Source organism: Aeromonas sobria, from assembly GCF_050266975.1.
GTDB classification, from domain to species: Bacteria; Pseudomonadota; Gammaproteobacteria; order Enterobacterales; family Aeromonadaceae; genus Aeromonas; species Aeromonas sobria_B.
Genome location: NZ_JBKISU010000023.1, coordinates 18,741 through 45,435, shown reverse-complemented (window position 1 = coordinate 45,435; position 26,695 = coordinate 18,741). Strand labels below are relative to the sequence as shown.

Annotated in this window: 23 protein-coding genes, 4 tRNA genes and 1 pseudogene; 20 read left to right on the top strand and 8 right to left on the bottom strand. The window is 62.3% G+C overall.

The genetic code is table 11. The features are described 5' to 3' along the window. Window positions 1-104 precede the first annotated feature (104 nt). Window positions 105-812, bottom strand: coding sequence for a 3-deoxy-D-manno-octulosonic acid kinase (locus ACLHZ1_RS13900; protein ID WP_427262564.1), 708 nt, complete (start codon window positions 810-812; stop codon window positions 105-107). A gap of 84 nt (window positions 813-896) precedes the next feature. Between ACLHZ1_RS13900 and ACLHZ1_RS13895 the strand changes: the two genes are divergently transcribed. From ACLHZ1_RS13895 to ACLHZ1_RS13855, 9 genes and pseudogenes are all read left to right on the top strand, one after another. Further along, a complete protein-coding gene (locus ACLHZ1_RS13895) occupies window positions 897-1,976 on the top strand; it encodes a glycosyltransferase family 9 protein (protein ID WP_427262563.1) in 1,080 nt (359 codons plus the stop codon). Between the two features lie 272 nt (window positions 1,977-2,248). After that, window positions 2,249-2,875 carry a guanylate kinase gene (gene gmk, locus ACLHZ1_RS13890; protein WP_408775276.1) on the top strand — a complete coding sequence of 209 codons (627 nt, stop codon included), beginning with the start codon at window positions 2,249-2,251 and terminating at the stop codon, window positions 2,873-2,875. Window positions 2,876-2,924: 49 nt separating this feature from the next. After that, entirely contained in the window at window positions 2,925-3,200 is a 276-nt protein-coding gene (rpoZ, locus tag ACLHZ1_RS13885; protein ID WP_005307060.1) for a DNA-directed RNA polymerase subunit omega, read from the top strand. A gap of 128 nt (window positions 3,201-3,328) precedes the next feature. Further along, window positions 3,329-5,446 carry a bifunctional GTP diphosphokinase/guanosine-3',5'-bis pyrophosphate 3'-pyrophosphohydrolase gene (spoT, locus tag ACLHZ1_RS13880; RefSeq protein WP_427262562.1) on the top strand — a complete coding sequence of 706 codons (2,118 nt, stop codon included), beginning with the start codon at window positions 3,329-3,331 and terminating at the stop codon, window positions 5,444-5,446. A 71-nt stretch (window positions 5,447-5,517) separates the two neighbouring features. After that, window positions 5,518-5,607, top strand: a pseudogene (locus tag ACLHZ1_RS13875) (tRNA (guanosine(18)-2'-O)-methyltransferase TrmH); the annotation flags it as partial. Between the two features lie 22 nt (window positions 5,608-5,629). Next, on the top strand, window positions 5,630-6,361 hold the full coding sequence (gene trmH, locus ACLHZ1_RS13870) for a tRNA (guanosine(18)-2'-O)-methyltransferase TrmH (RefSeq protein WP_427262561.1): 732 nt from the start codon (window positions 5,630-5,632) through the stop codon (window positions 6,359-6,361). Then, window positions 6,361-7,020 (top strand): CatB-related O-acetyltransferase, encoded by a 660-nt coding sequence (locus tag ACLHZ1_RS13865; RefSeq protein WP_427262560.1) that lies wholly within the window; start codon window positions 6,361-6,363, stop codon window positions 7,018-7,020. Before trmH ends, ACLHZ1_RS13865 begins: the two co-directional genes overlap by 1 nt. Next, a complete protein-coding gene (locus ACLHZ1_RS13860; RefSeq protein ID WP_427262559.1) occupies window positions 7,020-8,060 on the top strand; it encodes an alpha/beta fold hydrolase in 1,041 nt (346 codons plus the stop codon). Before ACLHZ1_RS13865 ends, ACLHZ1_RS13860 begins: the two co-directional genes overlap by 1 nt. Before the next feature lie 120 nt (window positions 8,061-8,180). Then, window positions 8,181-8,996, top strand: coding sequence for a Cof-type HAD-IIB family hydrolase (locus ACLHZ1_RS13855; protein ID WP_427262558.1), 816 nt, complete (start codon window positions 8,181-8,183; stop codon window positions 8,994-8,996). A 100-nt stretch (window positions 8,997-9,096) separates the two neighbouring features. On the opposite strand, the gene ACLHZ1_RS13850 is transcribed toward ACLHZ1_RS13855, so the two are convergent. The 4 genes from ACLHZ1_RS13850 to ACLHZ1_RS13835 form a co-directional block, all read right to left on the bottom strand. Next, window positions 9,097-9,173 (bottom strand) — tRNA-Pro (locus ACLHZ1_RS13850). Window positions 9,174-9,235: 62 nt separating this feature from the next. Beyond that, window positions 9,236-9,321, bottom strand: a tRNA-Leu gene (locus tag ACLHZ1_RS13845). Between the two features lie 33 nt (window positions 9,322-9,354). Next, a tRNA-His gene (locus ACLHZ1_RS13840) sits at window positions 9,355-9,430 on the bottom strand. A 50-nt stretch (window positions 9,431-9,480) separates the two neighbouring features. Next, window positions 9,481-9,557, bottom strand: a tRNA-Arg gene (locus tag ACLHZ1_RS13835). Window positions 9,558-9,794: 237 nt separating this feature from the next. Here ACLHZ1_RS13835 and ACLHZ1_RS13830 point away from each other — a divergent pair. From ACLHZ1_RS13830 to ACLHZ1_RS13820, 3 genes are read left to right on the top strand one after another with little or no spacing between them, the layout of a single operon-like run. Further along, window positions 9,795-10,385 carry a TetR/AcrR family transcriptional regulator gene (locus ACLHZ1_RS13830; protein ID WP_427262557.1) on the top strand — a complete coding sequence of 197 codons (591 nt, stop codon included), beginning with the start codon at window positions 9,795-9,797 and terminating at the stop codon, window positions 10,383-10,385. After that, window positions 10,382-11,488, top strand: coding sequence for an efflux RND transporter periplasmic adaptor subunit (locus tag ACLHZ1_RS13825; protein ID WP_427262556.1), 1,107 nt, complete (start codon window positions 10,382-10,384; stop codon window positions 11,486-11,488). Before ACLHZ1_RS13830 ends, ACLHZ1_RS13825 begins: the two co-directional genes overlap by 4 nt. A 15-nt stretch (window positions 11,489-11,503) precedes the next feature. Beyond that, window positions 11,504-14,584, top strand: coding sequence for a multidrug efflux RND transporter permease subunit (locus tag ACLHZ1_RS13820; RefSeq protein WP_427262555.1), 3,081 nt, complete (start codon window positions 11,504-11,506; stop codon window positions 14,582-14,584). 120 nt (window positions 14,585-14,704) lie between these two features. Here ACLHZ1_RS13820 and ACLHZ1_RS13815 read toward each other — a convergent pair whose 3' ends face one another. After that, window positions 14,705-15,709 (bottom strand): substrate-binding domain-containing protein, encoded by a 1,005-nt coding sequence (locus tag ACLHZ1_RS13815; RefSeq protein ID WP_427262554.1) that lies wholly within the window; start codon window positions 15,707-15,709, stop codon window positions 14,705-14,707. A 422-nt stretch (window positions 15,710-16,131) separates the two neighbouring features. Between ACLHZ1_RS13815 and ACLHZ1_RS13810 the strand changes: the two genes are divergently transcribed. From ACLHZ1_RS13810 to ACLHZ1_RS13785, 6 genes are all read left to right on the top strand, one after another. Further along, window positions 16,132-17,250: a branched-chain amino acid ABC transporter substrate-binding protein gene (locus ACLHZ1_RS13810; RefSeq protein ID WP_427262553.1), complete on the top strand. Its 1,119-nt coding sequence runs from the start codon at window positions 16,132-16,134 to the stop codon at window positions 17,248-17,250. Window positions 17,251-17,319: 69 nt separating this feature from the next. Next, the gene (livH, locus tag ACLHZ1_RS13805; RefSeq protein ID WP_042000253.1) at window positions 17,320-18,246 is read left to right on the top strand and encodes a high-affinity branched-chain amino acid ABC transporter permease LivH; all 927 of its coding nucleotides are present in this window, start codon (window positions 17,320-17,322) and stop codon (window positions 18,244-18,246) included. Between the two features lie 82 nt (window positions 18,247-18,328). Then, window positions 18,329-19,585 (top strand): high-affinity branched-chain amino acid ABC transporter permease LivM, encoded by a 1,257-nt coding sequence (locus ACLHZ1_RS13800; protein WP_427262591.1) that lies wholly within the window; start codon window positions 18,329-18,331, stop codon window positions 19,583-19,585. Beyond that, window positions 19,582-20,349, top strand: coding sequence for a high-affinity branched-chain amino acid ABC transporter ATP-binding protein LivG (gene livG / locus ACLHZ1_RS13795; RefSeq protein WP_427262552.1), 768 nt, complete (start codon window positions 19,582-19,584; stop codon window positions 20,347-20,349). The genes ACLHZ1_RS13800 and livG overlap by 4 nt, the downstream gene beginning before the upstream one ends. Before the next feature lie 10 nt (window positions 20,350-20,359). After that, a complete protein-coding gene (locus ACLHZ1_RS13790) occupies window positions 20,360-21,061 on the top strand; it encodes an ABC transporter ATP-binding protein (RefSeq protein WP_408795861.1) in 702 nt (233 codons plus the stop codon). Between the two features lie 78 nt (window positions 21,062-21,139). Continuing rightward, window positions 21,140-21,988, top strand: coding sequence for a helix-turn-helix domain-containing protein (locus ACLHZ1_RS13785; RefSeq protein ID WP_427262551.1), 849 nt, complete (start codon window positions 21,140-21,142; stop codon window positions 21,986-21,988). Here ACLHZ1_RS13785 and ACLHZ1_RS13780 read toward each other — a convergent pair. Further along, a complete protein-coding gene (locus ACLHZ1_RS13780) occupies window positions 21,967-22,560 on the bottom strand; it encodes a LysE family translocator (RefSeq protein WP_427262550.1) in 594 nt (197 codons plus the stop codon). The genes ACLHZ1_RS13785 and ACLHZ1_RS13780 overlap by 22 nt on opposite strands. Before the next feature lie 169 nt (window positions 22,561-22,729). Between ACLHZ1_RS13780 and glpE the strand changes: the two genes are divergently transcribed. Together glpE and glpG are read left to right on the top strand one after the other, a co-directional pair. Further along, window positions 22,730-23,053, top strand: coding sequence for a thiosulfate sulfurtransferase GlpE (gene glpE / locus ACLHZ1_RS13775; RefSeq protein WP_427262549.1), 324 nt, complete (start codon window positions 22,730-22,732; stop codon window positions 23,051-23,053). Between the two features lie 17 nt (window positions 23,054-23,070). After that, a complete protein-coding gene (gene glpG, locus ACLHZ1_RS13770) occupies window positions 23,071-23,904 on the top strand; it encodes a rhomboid family intramembrane serine protease GlpG (protein ID WP_427262590.1) in 834 nt (277 codons plus the stop codon). A 281-nt stretch (window positions 23,905-24,185) separates the two neighbouring features. On the opposite strand, the gene ACLHZ1_RS13765 is transcribed toward glpG, so the two are convergent. Continuing rightward, complete coding sequence (locus ACLHZ1_RS13765; protein WP_427262548.1) at window positions 24,186-26,618, bottom strand: VolA/Pla-1 family phospholipase; 2,433 nt, start codon at window positions 26,616-26,618, stop codon at window positions 24,186-24,188. Window positions 26,619-26,695 lie beyond the last annotated feature (77 nt).

Genomic DNA, 26,695 nt, shown 5'->3' with positions numbered 1-26,695 from the left:
CGAAACTGTAAAAATTATCATGAACCCCAATAAGTAGCATCGAGGCAAGGGATCGGCAATCCGGGTCCGGGCAAAAAACCGGGACGTCATGGCCAGGGCCGGGATCAGGCCACGCGGTAGCCTTCCATCAGGGTCTGCCAATTCTCGGGCACGAAGTGGAAACTGGTGTGCAGCTGCGCCTCCTTGTTGAAGGAGCGCAGCAGGCGCTCCAGATTGGCTTGCTGCCAGCTGCCCGGGGCGCGGATCTCCCCCTTGTCGAAATCGATCACCCAGACCTTCTGATCCTTGTCGAGCAACAGGTTGTGGCTGTTGAGATCCGCATGGTAGACGCCGGCATCGTGCAACTGGCGGATCGCCTGGCCGACCCGCAGCCAGATGTCGGCCGCGATGGGGCCTCGCTTGAGCAAGGCCACCAGGTCCTTGGCGCCGCGAATGCGCTCGATCAGGATGTCGGCCCGATAGAAGGGGCCCTGCTTGACCATGCGGGCCGCAAACGGCCGCGGTACCGGCAAGCCCTGTTCGCTCAGCTGGGCCAGCAGGCTGTACTCGGCCATGGCCCGGCTCGACTCCACCCCTTCGAACCAGAAGCGATCCCGCACCACCTTGCCCACCATGCCGCCACGGTAGTAGTGGCGCAACACCAGATGGCACGACTCCCCCTTCACGAACCAGGTCACACCGCGACCGATGGCGGACCCCACCACCTTGCCCTGATCCTGCCACCAGCCGGGATCGAACAGCCTGGGCGAGGGGTTGTGGAAGTGATCATCGGCAAACCAGCACACCTGGTTCTTGTCGGTTTGAATTTGCATCTGGCGGGTTCCGGGCAGTGATTGGCCGCAATTTTACAATCCACGAGGGAGTTTGCATAATGCCATTCATCGATTTCCCATCCATTGCGCCACATCATGCTGCCGTTCCAAACGCCACCCTCTTCCATCTGCATCCTGCGGCTCTCCGCCATCGGGGATTGTTGCCATGCGCTGGCCCTGGTGCGCGTCATTCAGCGGGCATGGCCAGAGACTCGCATCACCTGGGTCACCGGCAAGCTGGAGGCCGGGCTGTTTGCCGATCTGCCCGGCGTCGAGGTGATCCCCTTCGACAAGGGCCAGGGCTGGCGCGGTTATCGCGATCTGTGGCGTCGGCTGGCGGGCCGCAGGTTCGATGCCCTGCTCCATCTGCAGGCGGCCCTGCGGGCCAGCATCGCCACCCTCGGCATCCGGGCCGGGGTCAAGCTCGGCTTCGACCGGGAGCGGGCCAACGATGGCCAATGGCTTTTCACCAATCACCAGGTGCCCTCTCCCGCCTCTCCCCATGTGCTGGACGGCTTCCTCGCCTTCGCCAGGGAGCTCGGCATCCAGGATCTGACCCCGGACTGGCAACTGCCCATCAGCCCGGAGCACCAGGCCTGGGCCAGAGAGCAGATTGACGGCAAGCCCACCCTGCTCATCTGCGCCGCCGCCAGCAAGCCCTTCAAGAACTGGACCGCGGCCGGTTATGCCGCCCTGGCGGACCATGCCGCGGCCAGGGGGATGCAGGTCTACCTGTGCGGCGGACCGGCCAAGCTGGAGCGGGATCTGGCCGCCGAGATCCGGCGCTTAAGCCAGAGCAAGCCGGCCGACCTGGTGGGACAGACCAGCCTCAAGCAGCTGCTGGCCCTGATCAAGGAGGCGAGCCTGGTGCTGGCGCCAGACACGGGGCCCACCCACATGGCAACCATGGTCGGAACCCCCGTCATCGGCCTCTATGCCCACCACAACCCGGCCCGCACCGGTCCCTACCTGGCGCGGGACCGAGTCGTCAGCGTCTATCAGGAACTCATTGAAGCCGAGACCGGCAAGCCCCTCGATCAGTTGAGCTGGCGTACCCGGCTCAAGGATCCGGACGCCATGGCCAGGCTGCCGATAGCACGGGTGATCGCCCGATTCGACGAATATTGGCAGCAAAGCGCAGGATCCATCGAAAATCCCGAGTGATCAGCGAGAGATAACCTGATGGTCAGCCGGCGGCTTGCTCGCCAGAATGGCGGCCGTGTGGAGGCGACTCCCACAGCAAGCTACGAATCCTTTGATCGGCTGGAATATGATTCCGGCCGTTTTTTTATCTGCCGCCGTCTGCTACCATCTGCCGCCTTCATATGCCCCAGTGGCTTAATTTTCCGCGTTTTGTGCTTGGCTGTCGCCCTGTCGGGCACAAGACGGCGGCCTCTGCTACAACCAGAACACTATCATCGCTTAAAGGTACGGACATGGCGCAACAAGGCACCCTCTACATCATCTCCTCCCCGAGCGGAGCGGGTAAGTCCAGTCTGATCAGTGCCCTGCTCAGCCAGCCGGAAGCCGCCGGCCGGATGCAACTCTCCGTCTCCCACACCACCCGCGCCATGCGCCCGGGGGAAGAGAACGGGGTGCACTACCATTTCGTGCCGGTAGATGAGTTCAAGGCGCTGATCGAACGCGGCGATTTTCTGGAGTGGGCAGAGGTATTTGGCAACTACTACGGCACCTCCCGCGCCGCCATCGAGGCCTGCCTGGCCCAGGGCATCGATGTCTTTCTCGACATCGACTGGCAAGGCGCCCGCCAGATCCGCGAGCAGATGGAGACCCGCTCCATCTTCATACTGCCGCCGAGCCGCCCCGAACTGGAGCGCCGCCTGATCGGCCGCGGCCAGGACAGCGAAGAGGTGATCCGGGGTCGCATGGCGAAAGCCGTTGCCGAAATGGTGCACTACGACGAGTATGACTATGTCATCATCAACGAAGAGTTCGAGCTGGCCCTGTGCCAACTCAAGGCCATCATAGAGAGCCAGAGGTTGACGACGGGCCGCCAGCAGCAGGCACAACAAAACTTGCTACAACAGCTACTGGCGGAATAAGCTAAAACCAAGTAAACTTTTGCGTCATTTTTAAACACTGGAGTCCTGCATGGCACGCGTTACTGTAGAAGATGCTGTAAAACAGGTAGGTAACCGTTTTGACCTGGTGCTGGTCGCCGCGCGCCGCGCCCGTCAGATCGCGGTTCAAGGTAAAGATCCCCTGGTTGACGAAGAGAACGACAAGCCGACTGTTATCGCCCTGCGTGAGATCGAGCTGGGTCTGGTGAACAATCAAGTAATGGACACCCAGGACCGTTACGAGCAGCAGGAGCAGGAAGCCGCCGAGCTGGCTGCCGTTGCCGCTATCGCCGAAGGGCGCGGTTAAGTCCTCCAAGCCGGCACCCGCCCGGGTGCCGACTGTTCTCCCCCATTTACAACCGCTCGAAAACCTCGCAAACTCAGGGCTATACCCTCAATATCACGGATTGCTGAATTACCGCAGCGGGGCATGTCTTGTATCTATTTGAAAATCTTAAAGAAGTAGCTAGTTCTTATCTGCCAGCAGAGCAGGTTGAGAAACTCAAGCAAGCCTATGTGGTAGCCCGCGATGCTCACCAGGGTCAGATGCGATCCAGTGGTGAACCCTATATTACCCACCCGGTCGCGGTAGCCCGCATCCTGGGGGACATGCGTCTGGACCACGAGACCCTGATGGCCGCCGTGCTGCACGATGTCATCGAGGACACCCCGGTCACCAAGGCCGAGCTGGCAGAGCTGTTTGGCGATGCGGTGGCCGAGCTGGTCTCCGGCGTCTCCAAACTCGACAAGCTGAAGTTTCGCGACCGCAAGGAAGCCCAGGTCGAGAACTTCCGCAAGATGATGATGGCCATGACCCAGGACATCCGGGTCATCCTGATCAAGCTGGCCGACCGCACCCACAACATGCGCACCCTGGGCTCGTTGCGCCCGGACAAGCGCCGCCGCATCGCCCGCGAGACCTTGGAGATCTTCGCCCCCATCGCCAACCGCCTCGGCATCCATACCATGAAGAACGAGCTGGAAGAGCTCGGCTTCGAGGCGCTCTACCCCATGCGCTCCCGGGTGCTGAAGGAGTCGGTACGCCGTGCCCGTGGCAATCGCCGCGAGATCATCGAATCGATCCAGAGCGAAATCCAGGGGAGGCTGCAGGAGTCCGGCATCGAGGCCCAGGTGAGCGGTCGCGAGAAGAACATGTTCTCCATCTACAACAAGATGGAGAAAAAAGAGCTGCAATTTCATGAGGTAATGGATATCTATGCCTTTCGCGTCAAGGTGAAGGACATAGACACCTGTTACCGGGTGCTGGGGCAGATGCACAGCCTCTACAAGCCCCGTCCCGGCCGCTTCAAGGATTACATCGCCATCCCCAAGACCAACGGCTACCAATCCCTGCACACCTCCCTGGTGGGGCCGCACGGGGTGCCGGTCGAGGTGCAGATCCGCACCGAGTACATGGATCAGATGGCCGACAAGGGGGTTGCCGCCCACTGGGCCTACAAGCAGGATGGCGACAGCTCGGGCACCACGGCCCAGATCCGCGCCCAGCGCTGGATGCAGAGCCTGCTTGAGCTGCAGCAGAGCGCCGGCAGCTCGTTCGAGTTCATCGAAGGGGTCAAGACAGACCTGTTCCCGGACGAGATCTACGTGTTCACCCCGGAGGGGCGCATCATGGAACTGCCCACCGGTGCCACCCCGGTGGATTTCGCCTACACGGTCCACACGGACATAGGCCATGCCTGCGTCGGTGCCAGGGTCGACCGCCACCCCTATCCCCTCAGCAGCCAGCTGCAATCCGGTCAGACGGTGGAGATCATCACGGCGCCGGGGGCCCGCCCCAATGCGGCCTGGCTCAACTTCGTGGTGACCACCAAGGCCCGCTCCAAGATCCGCCAATTCCTCAAGAACCTGCGCACCGAGGAGTCCGTGGTGCTCGGCCGTCGCCTGCTCAATCATGCCCTGGGCGCCAAGAACATAGAGGACATCCCGGAAGCCCGTATCAAGCAGGTGCTGACCGATACCAAGCACGAGAACCTGCATGGCCTGCTGGCCGATATCGGCCTGGGCAATGCCATGAGCGTCATGGTCGCCCGCCGCATGCAGGCCGATGAGCTGCCCCAGGACGATCAACCCAGGAGCAGCAGCAAGAAGATGCCGATCAAGGGTGCCGACGGCATGCTGGTCACCTTCGCCAACTGCTGCCGCCCGATCCCGGGGGATGCCATCATCGCCCACATCAGCCCGGGCAAGGGGCTGGTGATCCACCAGGAGTCGTGCCGCAACATCAAGGGCTACAGCCGCGAGCCGGACAAATACCTGCCGGTGCAGTGGGAAGTGGATCCGGATCAGGAGCAGGAGTTCAAGACCGGCATCCATATCGAGATCGTCAACCACCAGGGCGCCCTGGCGGAGCTGGCCAACGTGATCGCCGCCACCGGTGCCAACATTCACGGCATCAGTACCGAGGAGAAGGATGGCCGCGTCTATCTGGTCACCCTGCTGATCACCACCAAGGGGCGCATCCATCTGGCCAACATCATGCGCAAGATCCGGGTCATGCCCAATGTACTCAGGGTGAGCCGACAGAAGAACTGATCCCACAAGCGGCGCAAGCCGCCTGTTGCTTTTCAAGAGACCATCATGGCCCCACGCCATAGCAACCCCATATGACACTTGAACGCTTTAAATGGATCTCCGATATGCTGGCCCGGCGCCAGCTCGATCTCACCGTCTGCATGCAAGAGATGCGTGCACCAGCCCCACGCCATAGAAACCCATATGACACCTGAACGCTTTAAACGGATCTCCGACATGCTGGCCCAGCGCCAGCTCGATCTCACCGTCTGCATGGAAGAGGTGCATAAACCGCATAACCTGGCCGCCATCGTCCGCACCGCCGATGCCATCGGCATCCACCGGGTTCACGCCGTCTGGCCAAAGACCTGGATCCACAAGCGCAAGGGCACGGCCCGCGGCAGCCAGAACTGGGTCGACGTCAAGCTGCACCCGGACATCGGCAGTGCCGTGGCCGAACTGAAAGCCTCCGGCATGCAGATCCTGGCGACACATCTATCTGAAAATTCAGTAGATTTTCGCTCCATCGACTACACCAGGCCGACCGCCATCCTGGTGGGCCAGGAGAAGCACGGCATCGGCGAAGAGGCGCTGGCCCTGGCCGATCACCATATCGTCATTCCCATGGTGGGCATGGTGCAGTCCCTCAACGTCTCTGTGGCCGCCGCCGCCATCCTGTATGAGGCTCAGCGCCAGCGCGAGCTGGCCGGCTGCTATCGGCGGGGCTGCCCACTCGACCTGGAAGAGCAGAACAGCATACTGTTCGAGGGGGGCTACCCCGTCTATGCCCAGCTCTGCAAGGAAAAAGAGATGCCATATCCCCAGCTGGGTCCGGCCGGCGAGATCCTGGCGGACGAGGCCTGGTGGCAACGGATGCAGCTGACCCGCAAGGGCTGGGCCGCACAACAGGAAGATCAAGCGTGGCAGGAGGAGTGATGGAGAATCCCTTCGGTAGCTGGCTGGAATCCCAGGTCATACGGGATCATCTCAGCAACCCCAATATCGAGGCAGGCGACTACAGCTACTATTCCGGCTACTACCATGGCAAACCGTTCGAGGATCACTGCGTACGCTATCTGCTGGGCGACGGCTCGACCCGGGATACTTGGGAGAGCGGCATCTGGGGCGAAGTGGATCGCCTGATCATCGGCAAGTTCTGCTCCATAGGTTCGGGTGCCACCTTCATGCTGGCCGGCAATCAGGGCCACCGGCTGGATTGGGCCTCTACCTTCCCCTTCGACGCCACCCGCTTCGGTGATGGCGTACACGATGGCTTCCAGCGCAAGGGAGACACCCGGATTGGCAACGACGTCTGGATAGGCTCGGAAGCGATGATCATGCCCGGCATCACCATCGGTGATGGTGCTGTCATTGCCACCCGCGCCGTGGTGACCAAAGATGTGGCCCCTTACACCATAGTGGGCGGCAACCCGGCCCAACCTATCCGGCGCCGCTTCAGCGATGAACAGATAACCCAACTGCAAACCATGCAGTGGTGGGACTGGCCCCTGCCCCGTTTGCAAGCCAGCATGGCGCTGCTCTGCTCGGGAGATATCGCCGCCCTTTATCACCATTGGCAACAGGAGTGTGCCTGATGAAATCCCTCTCTCTTCCCCTGTTGGCCCTGACCCTGTTCTCTGCCGGAGCCCTTGCCGTGACCAATCCCTATCAGCTCGCCACCGAAGCCGAGGTCCCCGCCCTCCATCAGCAAACCCTGCCCGACTTCTGGCGCCAGCATGCCGTTGAGGGAGAGTTTGAAGGCAAGGATGGGGTGACCATCCGCTACGCCGCCCTGCGCCAGGCCAAGGTGGACCGCGCCATCCTCATCGTCAACGGCCGGGTCGAGACCTATCTCAAGTATCAGGAGCTGGCATGGGATCTGTGGCGTCAGGGCTACAGCCTCTACCTGATAGACCATCGCGGCCAGGGGATGTCGGATCGGCTGCTGGCAGACAGAGAGAAGGGCTATGTGGCCAACTTCGAGGACTATGTGGCGGATCTGAAGCAGTTTCACGACCAGGTGATCCTGGCAGACCAGCCCGCCAAGCTGTTCCTGCTGGCTCACTCCATGGGGGGAGCCATCTCGGCACGCTATCTGGAACGCTGGCCAGATGACATCCGCGCCGCCGCCCTCTCCTCCCCCATGATGGGCATTCACCTCGGCGGCCTGCCCCACTGGCTTGCCAAGGGGCTCACCGCCACCATGGCCAGGGTCGGTGGCTGGCTGGGCGAGCCCCCCTACGGTCCCGGCCAGGGCGCCTATCAGGATCAGGGTTTCGCGGGCAATGAACTGACCCACAGCGAGGCACGCTACGCCGCCTTCCGTCGGCAATACGAGCAAACACCCCAGGTCAAGCTGGGGGGCGCCACGGCGCACTGGATCCACCAGGGGATGACGGGGGCAGAGCGGGCCCTGGCGGAGGCGGGCAACATCAAGACGCCGCTGTTGGTACTGCAGGCGGGGGAGGATAGTGTGGTCGACAACCAGGCCCAGACCGACTTCTGCCAGCGCGCCCCCTGCGAGGGCGGCCAGCCCCTGCGCATCGACGGCGCCTGGCATGAGCTCTTCATCGAGGCCGATGACAAGCGCCAACCCGCCCTCACCGCCATCCTGGACTTCTTCGGCCGCTTCTAGCCGCCGTTGGCCCATCGTCAGCGGTGCCCGGGCTGGTTATTTTTTGTAACCCTAAATAAATGGGGCGAGCCCAATGGCTGGAGTACACTGCCCCGGCATTTCTGTGAAACCGAGGTAACGATGTTCAAGGTAGTTGTATCCGATCTCGACGGTACCCTGCTCAACAAGCAGCACCAGATCTCCCCCCGCACCCGCGACACCCTGCACCGGCTGGTGGCCAAGGGCATCAAGTTCGTGGTGGCCACCGGACGCCATCACGTGGATGTTCGCACCATTCGCGATACCCTCGGGCTGGACATCTACCTCATCACCTCCAACGGTGCCATGGTCCATGACAAGCAGGACAAGCTGGTGTTCAACCAGTCCCTGCCGGCGGAGGTTGCCGCCGAACTGATCGCCCTGCCCCGCGCCCCCGACATCCACCTCAACATCTATCAGGGGGATGAGTGGCTGGTCGAGGAGGAGCTGCCCTGGCTGCTCAGCTTCCATGACGAATCCGGCTTCAACTATCGGCTGGTCGATCTCCAGGCCCAATCGAAGGAAGGGATCAGCAAGGTGTTCTACATAGGCGAGCACGAGAAGCTGCTGCCCATTGAAGCCCGGCTCAACGCCCAATACGGTGACAGGCTCAATGTCACCTTCTCCCTGCCGGACTGCCTCGAGGTGATGCATGCCGGAGTGCACAAGGGCAATGCGGTGCAGGCGGTCTTGGCCCAGCATGGGCTGGAGATGTCTCAGGCGGTGGCCTTCGGCGATGGCATGAACGACTTCGAGATGCTGGACATGGTGGGCCGTGGCGTGGTGATGGACAATGCCCACGATCGCCTCAAGCTGGCCCTGCCCCGCCACGAGCGCACCCTGAGTTCGGATGAAGACGGGGTGGCCGTCTACCTGGAGCAGCTGTTCTCGCTCTCCCCCTGCCCCCAGACCGAATAAGCGCAACAGAGGCGCCCCCGGCCGGATCGGGGGTTGCCTTGCGGCGCAGCTCAGGCGTCAGAATGCGAAAAACCCCGCCGAAGCGGGGTTTTTCTGAAGATGGTCGGTGATAAAGGATTCGAACCTTTGACCCTCTGGTCCCAAACCAGATGCGCTACCGGGCTGCGCTAATCACCGAGATATTTGGCATTCAAAAACAAAAAATGACCTTGCCGGTCATCTCTCGCATTCAGTCAGTATGGTGCGAAGAGAGGGACTCGAACCCTCACACCCGGGGGGCACTAACACCTGAAGCTAGCGCGTCTACCAATTCCGCCACCTTCGCGTACCTAACCAACTGTCACTTCTTCAGCTTGAATGGGGTGGCTGATGGGGCTCGAACCCACGACAACCGGAATCACAATCCGGGACTCTACCAACTGAGCTACAGCCACCACAGCTGTTTTTCGTTCCACAACACGCCCGCTATTCGGCGCACGTTTGATGGTGCGCCCGACAGGATTCGAACCTGTGACCTCTGCCTCCGGAGGGCAGCGCTCTATCCAGCTGAGCTACGGGCGCTACGCTGTCGAACGGGGCGGATTATTCATTACCCGGGACGACTTGTCTACTCTTTTTTTATTCTATCGATTCAACTGCTTCTTTTTCAGTCACTTGGCATCATTTTCCATCACTAACTCGGTGTTAGGCCCAGATCGGCACCAAGATGGCTCGTTTATGCTGCTTCTGTTTCCTTGACTTGCCTCCACATGATTCTAGAATGAATGAACGTTCATTCATGCGATCACCACAAGAGCCATGGACAAGAAAGAACGCATCTTCGATGCGGCACACGACATTCTCGCCGAACAGGGCTTCCATGGACTCTCTATTGCCCTGGTCGCCAAGCAAGCAAGGGTAGCGACCGGAACCATTTATCGCTATTTTAGCGATAAGGAAGACCTGATCCGCCTGCTTTATCGGCACACCATCCAACAATGTCATGATCTGATCATGAGTGACGTGGATATAGAAGAGACAACATTCACGCAATATCGACAACTGTGGCTCAATATTCATCAGATCTTTGCCTCCGACCCCAATGCCCTCACCTGCAAGCTGCAGTATGAGAGTTCGCCGCTGGCCTGCGAGCTGGAGAAGGACCCCGTGATACTGGCGCTGTGGGAACCCCTGGATCGCTTCTATGAACGGGGACGGACATCGGGACTGTTTATCGATCTGCCGCTCAGGGTGTTGCAAACACTCAGCCTGGATAGCGCAGCCCAGCTGATGCAACAGTGCTGGGTGCATGAGCTGGAACTGACGGACAGCCAGCGGGAGGCGGTGATACACGCCAGCTGGCAAGCCATATTACAACCCTCAACCTCTCTACCAGGAATCTGTTCATGAAAAAGTGGATGGTCATTATGTTGTTGATCGCGTTCGCCCTCTTTGGCAGCGTCATCGGCTTCAACATGTTCAAACAGAAGAAGATCGCCGAGTACATGGCCAACCGGCCCGAACCTGAATTTCCGGTAACCGCCATGGTCGCCCAGGCACAGGACTGGACCCCGACCATAGAGGCAATCGGCTTCATCGAGCCAAACCAGGGGGTCACACTGTCGACCGAGCTGGCGGGCACCATAGACCAGATCGCCTTCGAATCCGGGATGGCCGTCAAGGCTGACCAGCTGCTGATCGGACTGGACTCCAGCGTCGAGAAGGCCAATCTGCGCTCCTCCACCGCCAGATTGCCCGCCGCCCGGGCCAAGTTCGAGCGCTACCAGAACCTCTACCAGAAGAACTCCATCTCCCGGGATCAGCTCGACGACGCCGAGGCGAGCTACCGCTCCCTGGAGGCCGACATCGAGAGCCTGAGGGCCACCATAGCCCGTCGGGAAGTCCATGCGCCGTTCGCCGGCGTCGTCGGCCTGCGCAATGTCTTCCTCGGCCAGTACATGGAGCCGGGCACCGACATAGTGCGCCTGGAAGACATCAGCGTGATGCGCCTGCGCTTCACCGTGCCCCAGACCGATATCTCCAAGATAAGCCTGGGCCAGACCATCAAGATCAGCGTGGATGCCTATCCGCAGACCGAGTTCAACGGCAAGATCAGCGCCATCGAGCCCGCCGTCAACTACCAGAGCGGTCTGATCCAGGTGCAGGCCGACATCCCGAACAACGGCGGCAAACTGCGCTCCGGCATGTTCGCCCGCGCCAGCATCATTCTGCCGACCATCAAGGATCAGATAGTGCTGCCGCAAAATGCCATCACCTTCACCCTGTATGGCCAGAACGTCTATGTCATCAAGGAGAAGGACGGCGTCAAGCGTGCCACTCAGGTGGTGGTCAAGGTTGGCGAGCGCCGCGGCAATGACGCCCATATTCTGAGCGGCCTCAAGGCCGGCGATGAGGTGGTGCTGTCCGGGCAGGTGCGACTGAGTAACGACACCAAGGTCAAGGTCGAGCAGAACAACGCCCTGGCCGCCCCGGCACAACCCCCGATGCTGTAAGCGCGGAGATCCGTAATGCGATTTACTGACATATTCATAAAACGGCCCGTGCTGGCGATCTCGATCAGTTTCCTGATCGCCTTGCTCGGCTTCCAGGCCATCTTCAAGATGCAGGTGCGGGAATATCCCGAGGTCATCAACACCGTCATCACGGTCAATACCAGCTACTATGGCGCCAGCTCTGATCTGATCCAGGGGTTCATCACCCAGCCGCTGGAACAGGCGATAGCCCAGGCAGACAACATCGACTTCATGACCTCCTCCAGTCAGCTTGGCAGCTCGACCGTGACGGCCTACATGAAGCTGAACACGGATCCCAACGCCGCCCTGTCCGACATCCTGGCCAAGGTCAACTCGGTGCGATCCCAGCTGCCCAAGGAGTCTGAGGATCCGTCCGTCACCTCCTCGACCGGCTCCACCACCGCGGTGCTCTACCTCGGCTTCACCAGCCCAGAGCTCAACTCGAGCCAGATCACCGACTACCTGGAGCGGGTCATCAAGCCCCAGCTGTTCACCGTGGGCGGTGTCTCCAAGGTGGATCTGTACGGGGGAACCGAGTTCGCCCTGCGGGTCTGGCTGGATCCGGCCAAGATGGCGGCATTCGATCTGACCGCCAGCGACGTGATGACGGTGCTCAACAGCAACAACTATCAGTCGGCCACCGGCCAGTCCACCGGCTACTTCATGCTGTTCAACGGCGACGCCAAGACCCAGGTCACGAATACCGAAGAGCTCAAGCGTCTGGTGGTCTCGACCCGGGAAGGCAAGGTGATCCGCCTGTCCGACATCGCCAAGGTGAGTCTGGAGAAGAGCCACGACATCTATCGCGCCACCGCCAACGGTCGTGAAGCCGTGGTCCTGGCCATCAACGCATCCCCGACCGCCAACCCGATCAACATCGCCCACGACGTGCTGGCGCTGCTGCCCAGCCTCAAGAGCAACATGCCGAGCACCATGGAGCTGAACATCCTCTATGACTCGACCGTGGCGATCAACGAATCCATCAACGAGGTCATCAAGACCATACTGGAAGCGGCCGCCATCGTACTGGTGGTGATCACCCTGTTCCTGGGCTCGTTCCGTGCTGTCATCATCCCCATCATCACCATCCCCTTGAGTCTGATCGGGGTGGTGATGGTGATGGACATGTTCGGTTTCTCCATCAACCTCATGACCCTGCTGGCCATGGTGCTCGCCATCGGTCTGGTGGTGGATGATGCCATCGTGGTGCTGGAGAACGTCGACCGGCACATCAAGGAGGGTGAAGAACCGTTCCGGGCCGCCATCATAGGCACCCGGGAGATAGCCGTGCCCGTCATCGCCATGACCCTGACCCTGGCGGCCGTGTACGCCCCCATCGCCCTGATGGGTGGCATCACGGGCTCCCTGTTCAAGGAGTTCGCCCTGACCCTGGCGGGGGCCGTGTTCGTGTCGGGCATCATAGCCCTGACCCTCTCCCCCATGATGTGCTCCGTGATGCTCAAGGCCAACGCCAAACCGGGCAAGTTCGAGAGCACGGTGCACCACCTGCTCGAGCGCATGACGGATCGCTACGATCGTATGCTGCACGCCGTGATGCACAAACGTCCCGTGGTCATCGTGTTCGCCGTCATAGTGTTTGGCAGCCTGCCGCTGCTGTTCAAGTTCATCCCGAGCGAACTGGCGCCGTCCGAAGACAAGGGGGTCATGGCGGTGCTGGGCACGGCGCCCTCGAACGCCAACCTGGACTACATAGAAAACACCATGAAAGACGTGAACAAGATCCTGGATGACCAGCCGGAGATCGCCTATTCACAAGTCTTCTCCGGTGTCTTCAACGCCAACCAGGCCTTCGGCATCGCCTCCCTCAAGCCCTGGAGCGAACGGGAAGCCAGCCAGAAAGAGGTGCTCGACAGGGTTGGTCAGCAGGTGCAGCACATCCCCGGCATGTCCATCACCACCTTCCAGTTCCCCGAACTGCCAGGTGCCTCCAGTGGCTTGCCGATCCAGTTCGTCATCACCACCCCCAACAGCTTCGAAAGCCTCTTCATCGTGGCCAGCGAGATGCTGACCGAGGCCCAGGCCAGTGGCCAGTTCGTCTATTCGGATCTCGATCTGAACTATGACTCGGCCACCATGAAGATCAGCATCGACAAGGACAAGGCCGGTGCCTATGGCATCACCATGCAGGACATTGGCGTCACCATGGGCACCATGATGGCGGATGGCTACGTCAACCGTATCGATCTGGATGGCCGCTCCTACGAGGTGATCCCCCAGGTGGAGCGCAAGTACCGCCTCAACCCTGAGTCCATGAAGGGTTACTATGTGCGTGCCGCCGATGGCCGTGCCGTGCCCCTCGGCAGCCTGATCTCCATCGAGGTGGTTGGCGAGCCCCGCGCCCTGCCCCACTTCAACCAGCTCAACTCGGCCACCATTGGCGCCGTACCCACCCCGGGCGTGGCCATGGGGGATGCCATCGGCTGGTTCGAGACGGCCGCCGCCGACAAGCTGCCCCAGGGCTATCGCTATGACTTCATGGGCGAGGCACGCCAGTTCGTCACCGAGGGCAGTGCGCTCTACGCCACCTTCGCCCTGGCCCTGGCCATCATCTTCCTGGTGCTGGCCATCCAGTTCGAATCCGTGCGCGACCCCCTGGTGATCATGGTGTCGGTGCCGCTGGCCATCAGTGGTGCCCTGATCGCCCTGGCCTGGGGCATGGCCACCATGAACATCTACTCCCAGGTGGGCCTGATCACCCTCGTCGGCTTGATCACCAAGCACGGCATCCTGATCTGCGAGGTGGCCAAGGAGGAGCAGCTGCTGCACGGCATGAACCGGATGGAAGCCGTGATGCAGGCGGCCAAGGTACGACTGCGTCCGATCCTGATGACCACGGCGGCCATGATAGCCGGCCTGATCCCGCTGATGTACGCGACCGGCGCCGGCGCCGCCCAGCGCTTCAGCATCGGCATCGTCATCGTGGCGGGCCTGGCCATCGGCACCCTGTTCACCCTGTTCGTGCTGCCGGTCATCTACACCTTCCTGGCATCCGAGCATGAGCCGCTCAAGGAGTTCGACGAGTCGATCCCTCCCAAGGCGAAGGCGGGTCATTGATCCCCTGACGCAAGAGGCCCCGCGAGGGGCCTCTTCTTCATCCACATCCAGGGTCCGGCGACGGACCAATAAAAAGCGGCCACCCCGGGGTGGCCGCTTTCATGTCCGGCGCTTGCCGGCTCAGCCCAGACGCTTGACCGAGCGACGCACGATCAGTTCCGGCTGCACCGTCATGGACTCGACTTCGAGCTCCTTGTTGCGGATCCGGCTCACCAGCTGCTGCACCGCCAACAGGCCGAGCTCGGCCTTGGGGTGGCGAATGGTGGTGAGCGGCGGGCTGGAGAAGCGCGCCATCTCAACGTCGTCATAGCCGATGACGGAGATGTCGTCGGGTACCTTGACCCCCGCCTCCCAGGCCGCGCAGATGGCGCCGATCGCCATGGGGTCGTCGAAGGCGAACACCGCGGTCGGCCGCGGCGTCAGGGCCAGGATGCGCTGCATCTGGTCGAACCCGCTCTGGCTCTCGTAATCCCCTTCGAAGATCTGCTCCTCTTTCAGGGTGAGGCCCTGCTCGGCCAGGGCATCGCGCACCCCGTCCAGGCGCTGCTGGGTGGTCGGCTTGTCGATGTGCCCCGTGATGCAGACGATCTCCCTGTGCCCCTGCTCCAGCAGGTGGTTGACCGCCATACGGGCACCGATGCGGGCGTTGTCATTGATGACGTTGGCAAAATCGCACTCTGTGCCCCAATCCAGCACCACCTGGGGCACATTCTTGTGAATGCGCAGCATGTCACGCAGCGGCGTGTCTATGTCGGTCCCCAGCACCAGCAGGCCATCGACCCGCTTCTCCATCAGCATCTTGAGGTAGTGCTGCTGGCGAGGAGGCTGGTTCTCGGTGTTGCACAGGATCAGGCTGTAACCCTGCTCGAAGCAGTAAGCCTCGACGCCGCGCACCACTTCCGCGAAGAAGGGGTTGGCGCTGGTGGTCACCAGCATGCCTATGGTCTTGGTCGAATTGATCTTGAGGCTGCGTGCCACCGAATTGGGTGCGTAGTTGAGCTCTGCCACCGCCTCAAGCACTTTCTGGGTCGCGTCTTCGCTGACCCGACGGGTGTGATTGAGTACATGTGAGACGGTGGAGATGGATACGCCCGCCCTGGAGGCGACATCTTTGATTGTGGCCATCTCTGTCTCCTGAATATGAAAAAGCGGAACCTTAGCAGATTTCCCGAATAAAGGCTTGAAATTCACGGGAACTGTCAAGCAATTACCGCTGCCGGCTAATCTAGGTGCTCCCCCTGATTTGCGCAAACGGATTTTGAACGAAATGGGAGCAGCATCAGAGTAAAAACTCCTCAGCTTTTTCCGCTATCAAATCAAACAGATTCAAATGTTAACTTGATGTTGCCGAGTCAATTCAGCAGGAAACACCAGCTAAATGTCTATACATAGCGATTAGCTTCATTCAACACCCTGCAAGTCCCCCCCCAGCCATATCTTTAACAGCTTGTTATTACCGGGGCAGGAGTGATAGAACCTTAACTATTGCCGGACAAGCGGGAAGTCTGTCCGGAGTGAAACAATCCACTGATTAAAGGGACGAATCTATGAATAACTGGAGCAAGGTAGCGGTCAGGGCAGCGGTTTCTATGGCGCTGTTTGGTTCTGTTTCCATGGCACATGCCGCCGACACCATCAAGATTGGCATCGCCGGGCCCGTCACCGGGCCGGTCGCTCAATATGGCGACATGCAGTTCACCGGCGGCAAGATGGCGGTCGAGATGATCAACCAGGCCGGCGGCATCAAGGGCAAGCAGATCGAAGCCGTCATCTATGACGATGCCTGCGATCCCAAGCAGGCGGTGGCCATCGCCAACAAGGTGATCAACGACGGCGTCAAGTTCGTGGTGGGTCACCTCTGCTCCGACAACACCCTGCCCGCCTCCGACATCTATGAAGATGAAGGGGTGCTGATGGTCACCCCCGCCTCCACCAACCCCAAGATCACCGAGCGTGGCTACCAGCTGACCCTGCGTACCATAGGTCTGGACAGCGACCAGGGCCCGACCGCCGCCAAGTACATCATCGAGCAGGTCAAGCCCCAGCGCGTCGCCGTCATCCACGACAAGAAGCAGTACGGCGAAGGCATCGCCTCCAGCGTGAAAGCCGCCCTGGACAAGGCCGGCACCAAGGTGGTGGCGTTTGAAGGCATCACCGCCGGGGACAAGGACTTCTCCGCCCTGATCGCCAAGTTGCAGAAAGAGAACGTCGACTTCGTCTACTACGGCGGCTATCACCCCGAGCTGGGCCTGATCCTGCGTCAGGCGAACGAGAAGGGCCTCAAGGCCAAGTTCATGGGGCCGGAAGGGGTAGGCAACAAGGATATCTCCGCCATCGGTGGCCAGGGTTCCGAGGGGCTGCTGGTCACCCTGCCGAACAAATATGACCTGGTCCCGGCCAACGCCCCCATCGTCGCCGCCTTCAAGGCCAAGGGTCAGGACTCTTCCGGTCCCTTCGTCTGGACCACCTATGCCGCGGTCCAGACCCTGGCAGCCGGTATCGCGCAGGCGGGTGAAGACCCGATGGCCGTGGAAAAAGCCATCAAGGCCAGCACCATAGACACCGTCATGGGCCCCCTCAGCTGGGCGCCGAATGGCGACTTGAAAGGCTTCGAGTTCGGTGTGTTCGAGTGGCACGCCGACGGCACCTCTACCCAGCTCAAATAATAAATCTGCCGGAGGGGGTGAGCATGCTCACCCCCTCACGTCTTTGCGGGCAAGTACAGGGAACGCAGTATGTCCGAACATATACTCTATTTTGTTCAGCAGTTGCTGAACGGATTGACCATAGGTAGCACCTATGCGTTGATCGCCATCGGCTACACCATGGTCTATGGCATCATCGGCATGATCAACTTCGCCCACGGCGAGGTCTACATGATTGGCTCCTATGTCGCCTTCATGGTCATGGCCGCCCTCATGATGATGGGCATAGACGCCACGACCGTCCTGCTGGGCGCCGCCTTCCTCATCAGTATCATAGTGACCGGCACCTATGGCTGGACCATAGAGCGGGTCGCCTACCGCCCCTTGCGCGGCGGCAACCGTCTCATCCCCCTCATCTCCGCCATCGGCATGTCGATCTTCCTGCAGAACATGATGCGCATGGCGCAGGGTTCGCGGGACATCGCCATGCCGACCCTGATCAGCGGTGGCTGGACCCTGGGTGGCGAGGATGGCTTCCAGGCCAGCCTCTCCTACATGCAGCTGGTCATCTTCGTGGTCACCTTCATCACCATGCTGGCGCTGACCCAGTTCATCAATCGCTCCCGCATGGGGCGTGCCTGCCGCGCCTGTTCGGAAGACATCAAGATGGCGAACCTGCTGGGGATAGACACCCATGTGGTCATCTCCATCACCTTCGTGCTGGGGGCCACCCTGGCCGCCGTCGCTGGGGTACTGCTCGGCATGTATTACGGCGTCATCAACCCCTATCTGGGCTTCATGGCCGGGCTGAAGGCGTTTACCGCGGCCGTCCTGGGCGGCATCGGCAGCATTCCGGGCGCCGTGCTCGGCGGCCTGCTGCTGGGGGTGGTCGAAGCCCTCACCGCCGGTTATCTCAGTACCGAATACAAGGATGTGATGGCCTTCGCCCTGCTCATCTTCGTGTTGCTGTTCATGCCGACAGGTATCCTCGGTCGCCCGGAGGTTGAGAAGGTATGAAAATCCAATCTACGCATGCTCTCGCGCCGCTGTTCATGTCCACATGCAGCATCCTGGGCCGCCCGGAGGTCGAGAAAGTATGATGAAACGCCAATTTATTCATGCCTGTGTCGCCAGCCTGGTGCTGATGGTGCTCTCCTTCTGGCTGCTGGGCTTCAAGCTCGAGACCGAAGGCACCCGCTTGCTGGTGGTGAGCCGCCTCGATGTGTCGCTGGCCTGGCTGCTGGGGGGCGCCGCCCTGGTGTTCTGCTTCCAGCTGCTGCGCAGCCAGATCCTGGGGCTGTTCAAGGGCTCCACCAGCGGCTTTGCCAAGCTGGTGCTGCCAAGTCCCGAGCAGGCGCCTCGCCTCTACAACAGCGCGGCCCTGATCGTGCTGCTGCTGGCGGTCAGCTGGCCCTTCGTCGCCTCCCGGGGCGCCGTGGACCTCGCCACCCTCACCCTGATCTACATCATGCTGGGACTGGGGCTGAACGTGGTGGTCGGCCTCGCCGGCCTGCTGGATCTCGGTTATGTCGGCTTCTACGCGGTCGGCGCCTACAGCTATGCCCTGCTCAACACCTATTTCGGCCTGAGCTTCTGGGAGTGCCTGCCCATCGCAGGTGGCATGGCCGCCCTGTTCGGCTTCCTGCTCGGCTTCCCCGTGCTGCGGCTGAGGGGGGACTATCTGGCCATCGTCACCCTGGGCTTTGGCGAGATCATCCGCATTCTGCTCAACAATCTCACCTCTCTCACCGGTGGCCCGAACGGCATCTCCGGCATTCCCAAGCCCACCCTGGGGGGCCTGGAGTTCAACCGCACCGTCAAGGATGGGGGCTTTGGCACCTTCCATGACTTCTTCGGCATCGCCTACAACGCCAACCACAAGGTGATCTTCCTCTACCTGATGGCGCTGGTGCTGGTGATTGCCACCCTGTTCGTCATCAACCGCCTGCTGCGCATGCCGCTGGGCCGCGCCTGGGAAGCGCTGCGGGAGGACGAGATCGCCTGCAAGTCCCTCGGGCTCAACCCCACCATCATCAAGCTGACCGCCTTCACCATAGGCGCCTGCTTCGCAGGCTTTGCCGGCAGCTTCTTCGCCTCGCGCCAGGGCTTCATCAGCCCGGAATCCTTCGTCTTCATCGAGTCCGCCATCGTGCTCGCCATCGTGGTGCTGGGGGGCATGGGCTCCCAGATCGGGGTGGTGCTGGCCGCCATCGTGATGACGGTGCTGCCGGAGCTGGCCCGTGAATTCAACGAGTACCGCATGCTGATGTTCGGCCTGCTGATGGTGTTCATGATGATCTGGCGTCCCCAGGGACTGCTGCCGATGACCAGACCACACTTGGAGCTGCAAAAATGAATCAGACGTTGTTAGAAGTCTCTGATCTGTCGATGCGTTTCGGCGGCCTGCTCGCGGTCAACGGCGTCAAGCTGGATGTGAACAAGGGAGAGGTGATCTCCATCATAGGGCCGAACGGCGCGGGCAAGACCACCGTCTTCAACTGCCTGACCGGCTTCTACCGCCCGAGCGGCGGCACCATCCGCTACAAGGGCGAGGAGATCCAGGGGCTGCCCGGCCACCTCATCGCCCGCAGAGGGGTGGTGCGCACCTTCCAGCACGTGCGGCTGTTCAAGGAGATGACGGCGGTGGAAAACCTGCTGGTGGCCCAGCACAGGCACCTCAACACCGGCTTCCTCGCCGGCCTGTTCAAGACGCCGGCCTTCCGCCGCGCCGAGCAGGAGGGGCTGGAGCAGGCGGCATACTGGCTGGAGAAGGTGGGGCTCAAGGATCTGGCCAACCGCCCCGCCGGCAACCTGGCCTACGGTCAGCAGCGCCGCCTCGAGATCGCCCGCTGCATGGCGACCCGGCCCGAGCTGCTGATGCTGGATGAACCGGCCGCCGGCCTCAACCCCAACGAGACCGACGATCTCAACGCGCTCATCGTCGGGCTGCGGGACGAGTTCGGGGTCTCGGTGCTGCTCATCGAGCACGATATGAAGCTGGTGATGGAGATCTCGGATCGCATCTTCGTGGTCAATCAGGGCACGCCGCTGGCCCATGGCAAGCCAGATGAGATCCGCAACAACCCGGCCGTGATCAAGGCCTATCTGGGCGAGTCGTAAGGAACATGAGATGTTAGAACTTCGCAACGTATCGACCCACTACGGCAAGATCCAGGCGCTCCATGACGTCAGCGTCGAGGTAAAAGAGGGGGAAATCGTCACCCTGATCGGCGCCAACGGCGCCGGCAAGACCACCCTTCTGATGACGCTGTGCGGCGAACCCAAACCCAGCAGCGGCAGCATCTGGTTCGAGGGGGAGCAAATCGACTCCCTCAGCACCGCCCGCATCATGCGCAAGGACATCGCCGTGGTGCCGGAGGGGCGCCGCATCTTCGCCCGCCTCACGGTGGAGGAGAACCTGAGGATGGGGGCCTTCTTCGTCGACAAGGCGGAGCAGCACGGCCTGCTGGATCAGGTGTTCACCCTGTTTCCCCGCCTGCACGAGCGGCTGGAGCAGCGGGCCGGCACCATGTCCGGCGGCGAGCAGCAGATGCTGGCCATCGGCCGTGCCCTGATGAGCAAGCCGCGCCTGCTGCTGCTCGATGAACCCTCCCTGGGGCTGGCCCCCATCATCATCCAGCAGATCTTCGACACCATAGAGCAGCTGCGCCAGAAGGGGATGACCATCTTCCTGGTGGAGCAGAACGCCAACCAGGCCCTCAAGCTGGCGGACAGGGGCTATGTGCTGGAGAACGGCCATGTGGTGCTGCAAGATACCGGGGCGGCCCTGCTGGCCAACCCCGCCGTGCGTCAGGCCTATCTGGGTGGCTGACAAGATGCGCCAGGCCAGGGGCGGCCTCCTGCTGGCGCCATCGCCGCCGGGAGTCACATCTCCCCGGAGGAGCGAGCCATGAGCCGGGCCGGAACCACGCCGGATCGCCACCTGTTCTGGCGTGACCCTGCCCTGCCCTTCATCGAGGCGCGGGCGGTGCAGGATGGCCGCCGCGTCTGCTACGACAAGCACAGTCACGCCCACTTCTCCATCGGCGCCATCACCGGCGGCCACAGCCACTACCTCAACCAGCGCAGCAGGCAGGAGGTCGGCGGCGGCAGCCTGGTGCTGATGAACCCGGAAGAGGTCCACGCCTGCAACCCCATCGCCGACCAGCCCTGGTCCTATCTGATGTTCTACATCGACAATCTCTGGTTGCAGCGCCAGCAGCAGGAGGCTGGGCTCGGAAGTGAGTTTCGCCCCTTCGACATGACAGCCAGCCGGGATCCCCTGCTGTATCTCGCCTTGCAGCGCCTCTATCGCACCCTGCAAGACGAGGAGCAGGCCCCCCTCGCCAAGGAGGTCGCCTGCCACCAGTTCAGCCACCAGCTGCTGGCCAGGCTGACCCCAGCCAAGTGGGGCCAGCACCCTCCCCCGCACCTGAGACGCGCCGCCGAGCTTATCAAGGATGAGTGCGCCTCCCCCCTCACCCTGGAGCGGCTGAGCACCGTGGCCGGGCTGACCCCCTCCCACTTCGTGCGCGCCTTCAGCCGCCATTACGGCATGACCCCCCACGCCTACCTGCTCAACCGGCGCATCGGCCATGCCCGTGACCTGCTGGCGCGCGGCCAGCCCCTGGCCGAGGTGGCCCTGGCGACGGGTTTCTCGGATCAGGCCCACTTCCAGCGCCAGTTCAAGCGGCTGGTCGCCGCCACCCCGGGACAGTATCGCGCCCTGCGCCGCCCTCAGGACTCCAGCACCAGATAGGCGGCGCTGAGCAACAGCAGGAGCGCCATGGCCCGATTGAACCAGCGCAGCCGACGCGCACAGAGCAGGGTCTGCTGCAGAAAACTCCCGGCATAGGCCCAGCAGGCGATGGAGCCCAGGCAGATCACCAGATAGAGACTGGTGAACAGGGCCACCTGCCCAACCCCGCCCGCCACCCCGTAGGCTCCCATCCCCATGCTGGCGGCCAGCCAGGCCTTGGGATTGAGCCACTGCATCAGGGCGCCGTACCAGAAGGCGGGGGGCGCGCCTCGCTCGGCCTCGATCTCCCCCTTGTCCCGTATCAGCAGCCAGGCCATGTAGCAGAGAAAGAAGATGCCGCCCCAGTGGATGGCGCCAAGCGCCATCGGCCACCGGGACAGGGCGCCACCCAGCCCCAACCCCATCAGCAGCAGCAACAGGATGAAGCCCAGGGTAGCCCCCACCACATGGCGCAGGCTGGCCCGAAAACCGTACTGCGCCCCGGCGCTGAGGGCGACCAGATTGACCGGTCCCGGGGAGATGGACATGGCCAGGGCAAACCCGGCCATGGATAACAACAGACTCAGTTCCATGGATGACACTCGTTGCGGATATCGAGGTTCCACCCTAACCGCCGGCCTGGCCGGAATATTGAAGGAAATTGCGATCTCTTCCCTTCAGGGAATGAACACATTGCGGGCTTAGCGCAACCGCACGCTTGCGGTAAACTGGCCGTCAATCACCTATTCGCAGGACATGTCAATGGACCAGTTTGCCCATATCAGTGCCCATGATGCCCACCAGAAACTCCTCGCCGGCGAGGCTCGCCTGGTGGATATTCGCGATCCTCAATCCTTCGAGGCGGCTCACCCGGTCGGCGCCTTCCACCTCACCAATGGCACCCTGGTGCGCTTCATGGACGAGGTGGACTTCGACACCCCCGTCATCGTGATCTGCTATCACGGCAACAGCAGCCAGGGGGCGGCTCAGTACCTGCTGCAACAGGGCTATGACGAGGTCTACAGCCTGGATGGCGGCTTCGAAGCCTGGCGCAAGGCATTCCCCATCCAGGCGGGGGAGGAATGAGCGACGCTCCCGCCGGCATGATCCAGCTGCTGGTGCTGGGGGATGCCCGCATGGCCCAGGCCCTGGTGGACTATCTCACCACCCTGGGCATTGCCTGCGAGCTGACCCAGTCCGAGCTCGGGGTCAGCGTCTGGCTCGCCGACGAGCAGCGCCTGGCCCAGGCCCAGCTGGAGGTGAAACGCTTCCTGAGCGAACCCAATCACCCCCGCTACCTGGAGGCCTCCTGGCAGTCGGGCCGGGCCGACGCCCGCATCGACTACAGCAAGGGCATGGCGGATCCCGTCACCGACTTCCTGCACCATGCCGGGCCCCTCACCCTGCTGGTCATCGTCGCCTGCCTCGCCATCTACGCCCTGCAAGCCATAGGCCTGCCCATCTTCGATCTGCTGGCGTTCCACCCGACCCTGGCCCAGTTCGGCGACTGGCAGGCCTGGCGCTACGTCACCCCGGCCTTCATCCACTTCTCCGTGCTGCACCTGGTGTTCAATCTGCTGTGGTGGTGGTATCTCGGCGGCCAGATAGAGCAGCGCCTGGGCAGCGGCAAGCTGCTGATCCTGCTGCTGGTCGGCGCCGCCCTGCCCAACATCGCCGAGTTCCTGGTGAGCGGCCCGCGCTTTGGCGGCCTCTCCGGGGTGGTCTATGCCCTGCTCGGCTACTGCTGGGTGCGAGGCCGTCTGCAGCCAGCGTCCGGCTTCACCCTGCCCCCGGCCCTGATGGGCTTCATGTTGTTCTGGCTGGCGCTGGGGTTCTTCGATCTGCTGGGTACCCGCATGGCCAACATGGCCCATCTGATGGGCTTGCTGGTCGGCCTGCTGCAAGGCTGGCTGGACAGGCACCACAAGCCGGGCTGAGGTGCTGTTGCCTGCTGGTTTAACCTGCTCGGCAACCACCATGATGGCCAACATGGTTCCTCTGTCTGATGGGCTTGCTGGTCGGCCTGCTGCAAGGCTGGCTGGACAGGCACCACAGACCGGTCTGAGAGGTTCCATTCGCTCGGCAACCACCATGATCAATCTCGCGGGCTTGCTGCAAGGCTGGCTGGACAGACCACAAGCTGAACTGGGTGATATCCAGCCCCATAAGAAACGCCGCCCCAAGGGGCGGCGTTTTTGCGTCTGCCAGCTAGCGCGGCTTATTGCGCGAGCAAGGTGGCATCCGTGACCTGGACCGCAGCGCCGCCGCTCATGAAGAAGCTGGCGAACTGGGTCTGCATCTCGGTAGTAACGTCGCCGGTCGGGTCGAAGTTCTCGTCCGGCGCCAGCAAGGAGCCATGACCCCCGGCCACGAAGCGGGCGGCATGGTGGTTGGCCGCCCCGGTGGCGCTCAAGGCTTGCAGGCCCATCAGGCTGAACAGCGGCTCAGTGCCCCCCAGCGGCGCGGTGGCGATGCGGTTCGGGATCACCTGGTCCGGCAGGCTGGTGGCGCCATCGCCGACGATTTCGGTGGCAAACAGCGGGAAGTCCGCCTTGATGCCGGCAACCAGGTTGACCGGGTCGGCGGAATCCAGCACCGACTGGGCCGCGAAGCTGTAGCTCTGCAGGGTGCTGGCCGCCGTCGCCTGGCTGGCCTCATCCAGGCTCGGCAGGAACTCGTTGACGAAGCAGGTCGGCACCGCCGTCTTGCAGTTGGGAGCATAGGCGGTGAAGCCCGTCTTGAGTGCCGGGCTGCCCGCGGTCAGCACGCCCATCTTGATGGACGGGCCGAAGGTGGGCGAGTTCAGCAGCAGCGGGGCTATGCCGCCACCCGGCATGGCCAGGCCGCCGGTGTCGAACTTGAACAGGGCATTCGCCTGGGCATTGCCGATATCCTGGTTGGCGACGGAGAGCAGATCGGCCCCCGAGATGGCCCCCAGAGAGTGACCGAGGAAGTGGACCTTGAGCCCGGCACCGCCGAGCTGAACTCCCAGCCCCTTGGCATTGGCCAGCCCCACCGCCAGGCGCAGGCCCAGCAAGTCGGCCACGCTCTGCTTGAGGTTGTCCCGCGCCACCGTCAGGTAGCTCAGGTTCAGGTAGGGGGTCGGGTTCTCATCCGTGGTGACCGAGTCCGTGCTGCCGGTCAGGGCATAGCCGCGCTCGCCGTGCAGCGGGTGATCGATCACCACCACGGCCACATTCCTGGCCGGGGAAGCCTGGGCGCCGGCACCTATCTGGCTCAGGGCGATGGCGTAGACATTCTCCTTCACCGAGGTGACGCCGTGCTGATAGATGATGACGTCGGTGACGGCACTGAGAGGCGCGGCGGAGAAGATGCGCATCGGCACCGACTGCACCTCGGTCAGGGCCGGCAGAGGGTTGAAGCGGCCTATGTTCCGCTCGGCATCCAGCGCCTTGCCGCCCGAGGTGAGGGTCACCCCGATCAGCTTGCTGGCCTCCGCCAGCAGCTCGGCCTGACGGGTCGGATCGGCGATGAGCGCGCCCAGCAGGGCCGGATCCACACCGGCGCCCACCAGGCCGCCGATCACCTCGGCATCCTGCACCTTCAGGGCATTGGCGATGGCATAGAGGCTGGGGATGGCGCCATGCCAGGACTGGGTCCTGGCCTCGTCCCAGGAGCCGGCGCTGGCCGGGGTCGCCAGGAAATAAGGCAGCTTGACCGCCCCGGTGTAGACCTTGGTCATCTGAGCGATGCCGTTCAGCTTGGGGTTGTTGGTGATGGTGCTGTCGAGCAGGGACTTCTGCTCGTCCGGCAGGAAGGGCTCCCCCGCCAGCTGGGTCAGGAAATCGACCCCGCCATTGAGGCCCGTCATGGTATAGGTCAGCGGCAGGCTGTCATTGCCCGCGGCATCCTGCTGCCACAGGGCGGCCGCATCCAGGGTCGGGCTCTGGAGGATGGAGGCCGCGGCCCCTTTCACCGCCACCAGCACGTCGGCGCCGGACTGGGTGCCGAACCAGTCGGAGAAGATGACGCGATCGCTGCTCACCCCGGTCGCGGCCTTGAACAGGCCCTCCTGCAGGGTGATCAGGCCATGGATGGTCTGCTCCTGGGTGTTGCTGCCGGCGTTGCCCTTGAAGTTGCTGTAATCGCTGCCGGCCTGCAATGCCTCGCCATCGCTGTCCTTGAGGCTGTCGGTGGCGACAATCATGTAATAGGAGGAGGGATTGAGCGGCTTGAGCGGCACCAGGTTGAGCTTGCCCCCCGCACTGGCGACCACGTAGTCGCTGCCGTAGGCCAGCACCTTCTTCACGCCGCTCGGGCGCAGATTTTCGCTGTCGAAGGTCAGCTCCAGCAGATAGAGGGGGGCCACGGAGGCACCGAACTCGGCGGCGGCGGGAGCCGGAACCTGGGTGCCCGAGCCGGTGACCGGCACTATCTGGATGGCCTGGGTGGTGGACCAGCCATCCAGGGTGGACAGGGCGGAGACGGGGTTGGAGAGATCGCTGGTCTCGGTGGAGAACTTGAGGGTGCCATCGCTGGCCCGCGCCGCCAGGGCGCTGGGACGAACGGCATTGGAGCCCGAGATCAGATAGTCCAGATAGCTGGAGGTGTCGTCATCCTTGCTGTCACTGCCACCGCAACCCGACAGCAGGGCGCTGAGCACGGCCACATAAACTAGCTTCTTTTTCATATCCATGTCTCTTTATTAGTTGTTGTCCATATGAGTCGACGCTTCACCGTCGCCACCAGCATATTAACAGGCAGGCA